We start from the raw sequence: 5,014 nt of genomic DNA, 5'->3' as shown, positions 1-5,014 counted from the left end.
GGAAAATCAAATAATCACTATAAAGATCAAGCATATCCATTTAATTCCCTCCCTAAAATTAAGGGCGGAATTCTAATGCTTTTTAGTCAAACTACAAGTTTATGTGCGTAACATGAGTTAACATGAATAAACTATACTGGCCCCAATTTTAAGCGTTATAGGAAATAATTATGGCAAAAATTTTAAATCCCATTTTAGTTCGTGATCCTTTAGAATCAACGGCGCATCGCTTGCACTCCATGTTTCAACCCATTCAAAAAACTAAACATAAAAAATCCGATTATGTAGCCTATGTAGGAACTCCTTTATTAGATTACTTTGTTTTAGATGCAATCTTTGCGATTGATGTCTCTATTCGTTTAGTGAATGCTTTAGCCTCTTTATTAAAAGCAGCTTATGTCTGGACCTTAAACCAACAAAAATCAGACAGCCTTATTGATAAAGAAACCAGCAGAGAGTTAGACGAGTTTAGCGAAAATGTTTCACATATCGGCTCTGCAATTATTGCGCAATTTATGAATATACTGCTAAGTACGGTTTCACTAGTTACCCGACCCATTGCCAGTATAGTCGAATTGGTTTCTGAAGACAGTTCTCCTTCGATGTCCTTTGCGAGATAAATATTGAAGCCTACCTAATCCATATACGCGATTAGGTAGGTCGCTTATTTTTTAACGTTGTCCTAGCCTTATCAATGAGTATTTAAAAATACTAACATTTGTTCCTCATCGAATACCGACACCCCTAAATCTTGAGCTTTAGCTAATTTAGAACCTGCATCACTACCAGCAAAAACATAATCCGTTTTCGCTGAAACACTTCCACTTACTTTAGCTCCTAAAGCCAATAGTTTTGCCTTCGCTTCATCTCTTGCCATAGTTTTTAAGCTGCCGGTTAGAACCACTGTTTTTCCAAACAAAGGATGATTTTTATTTAGCTCTTTTTTTTCTACTTCCGGCCAATGAATCCCTAAATCCAGTAGCTCTTTGATCACCTCTAAATTGTGTTGTTGAGAAAAGAAATGAACGACATGTTCGGCGACCACAGGTCCAATATCATTGAGCGACATCAAGTCCTCGACGGTTGCAGCTTGGATGGCTGAGATAGTGATAAAATGATCAGCCAAAGTTCGGGCGCTAGCTTCACCAATTTCTCTAATACCTAAAGCATACAGAAAACGATTAAAGGTTGTTTTTTTACTTTGCTCTAGGGCATTTAAAAGATTAGTAGCCGATTTCTCTCCCATTCGTTCTAAATTTGCCAGGGTGTTTAGATCTAATTTATAGAGATCGGGCAAATGACGCACTAAGCCTGCATCAACCAGATGCTCAATTAAGCCACTGCCTAATCCCTCAATGTACATAGCTTTTCTAGAAGCAAAATGCCACATCATGCGCTTTAATTGCGCCTTACAAAACAAGCCACCTACACAACGGGCTACGGCTTCGCCCTCTTCTCTTACTACATCGGAGCCGCAAATTGGGCAATGACGAGGTAATTCAATGGACCTAGTCACTGCCGGACGCTGTTCTAAAATAACTGAGACTACTTCCGGTATCACATCACCTGCGCGACGAATAATTACCGTATCACCGATACGGATATCTTTGCGGGCAATTTCATCTAAATTATGTAAGGTTGCGTTACTTACAGTCACTCCAGCCACACTCACGGGCTCTAAACGTGCCACTGGCGTTAAAGCACCGGTTCTTCCTACCTGAAAATCAACTGCTAATAGACGGGTCATTTCTTCTGAGGCAGGGAATTTATGTGCGCAAGCAAACCTCGGGGCGCGGGAAACATAGCCTAATTCTTTTTGTAAATGAATCGCGTCAATTTTATAAACTACCCCATCAACCTCAAAAGGGAGATTCGCCCGACGTTTTGCCATGTCTTGATAATACTCTAGACAGCCGTTTATCCCTTTTTTTAATCGCGTTTCAGAGGAAACCCGAAAACCGTAACCTTTGAGTAGCTCTAATTGCTCCCAATGACTATCCGGTAACGGAGGTCCTTCGTAAGCACCAATTGCATAACAATAAATGGCCAAGGGACGGCTTGCGGTAATCATTGGATTTAATTGACGCAGGCTTCCCGCCGCAGCATTACGTGGATTAGCAAAAACTTTTTCACCAGTTAGTCGGGCTTTATCATTATATGCCTCAAAATCAGCTTTAGGGATATAAACCTCTCCCCGTACCTCAATAAATGCCGGTGGATTAGAGCTGCGAAGTTTTAAAGGTATTGAACTAATCGTTTTAATGTTTGCGGTAATATTTTCCCCTACCGCCCCATCCCCTCGGGTGGCGGCATGGACTAGAATACCCTGCTCATAGGTAAGATTTACCGCTAAACCATCTAATTTAGGCTCACAAGTAAAGACTAATTCTTGATTCGATTCATCGAGTTTATCGCGCGCACGTTTGATAAACGCGGCTAATTCCTCTTCGGTAAACACATTAGACAAAGATAACATAGGTTGACGATGCGCAACTGGCATAAAGGCTTCAGAGGGATTACCACTAACACGTTGCGTAGGTGAATCTGAGCTAATTAAATGAGGGTTTTCTTGCTCTAGCGCTTGTAGTTCTCGAAAACGGCGATCGTATTCGATATCAGGCACTAAAGGTTCATCTAAAACATAATAATGATGATCGTAGCTTCTTATTAACTCTTTAAGCGCCTCGATTTTATGCAGCACTTCCTCATCAGTCATCTACTAACTTTCCTTATACAAAAGTAGCAGTTTATCATTAATAAGTTCGAATAGGAAAAGCACTTTTACCACTTATGAGATCTTGTTTTTTTACAACAAGATCTCATCATTTATTAACAATCAGTGTAGTTAACGCCATCCGTAGAACATTGGGCTTTTGGCGTGCTCGAATTATTGATACCTCCTACCGCTAGCACCGCCAACTCATTACCAGTAGTTGATATCGCTGTGACCCGACTTAACCCAGTTCCTTGGAATAGAATAGTACCATTTTGATTAGCTCGAACGCCCCACACATCTACAGACCCACCATTGGTTGCTGTGCCCTCCGCTAAAACGTCCACTACAGTCTTCTCAATTACAATGGAGTTACCATTTCCTGTGGCCTGAATTCCTAAAGCTTGAGCGCTTGATGCATCAGCATCACCATGAGTACGGACGGTGATAATGTTGTTTTTTGAGGTCAGCTGGTTCCCATTTTGCACTAAGATGCCCAAACTAGTTGCATTTGAATTACCTGCGACATTACCGAATTCTTCCACAGTAATGTCGGTATGTTCAACCAGAGTTGTACTTTGTCCTTGAATTCCTATTGCTTGAGCAGTTCCAAAATCAGAGGCATCTCCGTGAGTTCGAGAGCTTACAGTATTGTATTGCGATATGACGCCATTACCACCTAAAATAGCTGTACTAGTAACGATCCCACTACTGGCAGTGCCAAATGATTCCGCATTAATTGTAGAGTTAGTTACTGTGGCTTTGCCAAATGCTCTTACTGCAGTGACGTTAGCAGCTCCATCATCTTGAGTAGAACCGCTGGTTATGGCTGTAACATGAGAATTTTTAACTGTTAAATCAGTACTTGAGCGCACACCTTGAGCAAACACGCCGGCATTTTGCCCCGCCTTTCCAGTACTTAATACACTTATTGTAGAGTGTTCTACAACTGCAGTGCCGGGAATAACAATATTTCCTTCCGCATTAGTTCCGCCTACAACGCCAAATGCAATGGCTTGACCATAAATCACATCGCCATGTGTGCTCACCGTTACGGTTGTATTTTGAACATCAGCTTGATTCGAATCAACTCCTACAGCGGAAGTAAAACCATTTGCTGTATTTGTACCATTTACATTTCCATAGGTGTTTACATTAATAATGGTGTTATTTCTAACGAGTAGTTTACCCTTTGAATTAGTTAATCCTTCTGCAATAGCAGCCCCTGTTGTGACATTGCCTCTTGAAGTTGCACTCACCGTCGAATGATTTACATTAAGCGTACTTTCTTGTGACAAGGCCCCGAATGCACTAGCCCTACCATTGTTATTAACATTTCCAGTTGTTTCAGCATTAATTATTGAATCTTTTAAACTTGTTAATTGATTAACAGTAAAAACACCTACTGCGTCAGCTCCTACTCTTGGTCCATCATCAGGATTATCAATATTTCCTAGTCCATGACTCGTTGCATTAATTACTGTGTTTTCAACCCGAGCTGTATTTGCTGCAATACTTACCGCGCTAATGTTATTACTCGTAGCTACCGAATCAATTTGGCTATTTTCGACTTTTAAATTTCCAGTGGCTGCTAAGCCATATACTCCACCCCCTACAGCATAATCAAAAACACTTTGGGGTGTGATTTGATTATTATTTAATACGCGAATATTATGAGCCTCTCCGTTTGCAATGGTGTTAGTAGCCTGATTTCCCCATACTAAGCCTCCTTGAATTAAAGGTCTTGCACTACCCACCGCAGGGGTCAACCAACCCGTATTGCGCCCCCAAATAGTCTGACCATTTTGTAAATTAGCCCAGCGTGGACTTCCTTGGGGAATGAGATAAGTTCCTGATTCAAAATAAAACTTAGCATTAGGATCTAATAGAGCGATCTTCGCTGCAGTAGGTGTATTGATGGTTGAACAAGGATGCTCTGCTGTACAATCTGCCCAAGTAGTGGCAGCACCGGCAGGATAGGCTCCATTCGGGCTAAAGAACCAAATGTTTTCACCAGAAATAACAGAAGGCCCGCTGACAACAAAAGCCTGGCGACTTGGTTCTGCCTCACCATAGGATTGTCTTGCTGCATGGCGAATAATAGGCGTAGTCATTCGGTATTCGAGGGTATTTTTCGGTGCATTAGAGCCGCCAAAGTTAACCCGTAAACCTACAGCAAAACAGGGCCACCTCATGAAAAAAATCTAGCTTAAATCGGTAAATAATGAGAGGCTAGCTTCATTTAAATGGATATAGGAATGAAGCTGGAAGAAGGATTTTTAGATTTTTTTATTTCACTTG

3 protein-coding genes are annotated in these 5,014 nt (G+C 41.2%); 1 reads left to right on the top strand and 2 read right to left on the bottom strand.

Annotated features, from left to right (window positions below; all coding sequences use genetic code 11):
- The first annotated feature begins 170 nt into the window (after nt 1-170).
- A complete protein-coding gene (locus ELY15_RS13250; protein ID WP_127100817.1) occupies nt 171-620 on the top strand; it encodes a hypothetical protein in 450 nt (149 codons plus the stop codon).
- Between the two features lie 71 nt (nt 621-691).
- Here the strand turns inward: ELY15_RS13250 and ligA are convergent, their stop codons facing one another.
- Both ligA and ELY15_RS13240 read right to left on the bottom strand, forming a co-directional pair.
- Nucleotides 692-2,716, bottom strand: coding sequence for an NAD-dependent DNA ligase LigA (gene ligA, locus ELY15_RS13245; RefSeq protein ID WP_127100815.1), 2,025 nt, complete (start codon nt 2,714-2,716; stop codon nt 692-694).
- A 113-nt stretch (nt 2,717-2,829) separates the two neighbouring features.
- Complete coding sequence (locus ELY15_RS13240; protein WP_127100813.1) at nt 2,830-4,908, bottom strand: hypothetical protein; 2,079 nt, start codon at nt 4,906-4,908, stop codon at nt 2,830-2,832.
- Nucleotides 4,909-5,014 lie beyond the last annotated feature (106 nt).

This window comes from Legionella sp. km772, assembly GCF_003989735.1.
Lineage (GTDB): Bacteria > Pseudomonadota > Gammaproteobacteria > Legionellales > Legionellaceae > Legionella.
The sequence above is the reverse complement of the archived record's forward strand: the minus strand, read 5'-3'. Positions and strand labels throughout refer to the sequence as shown.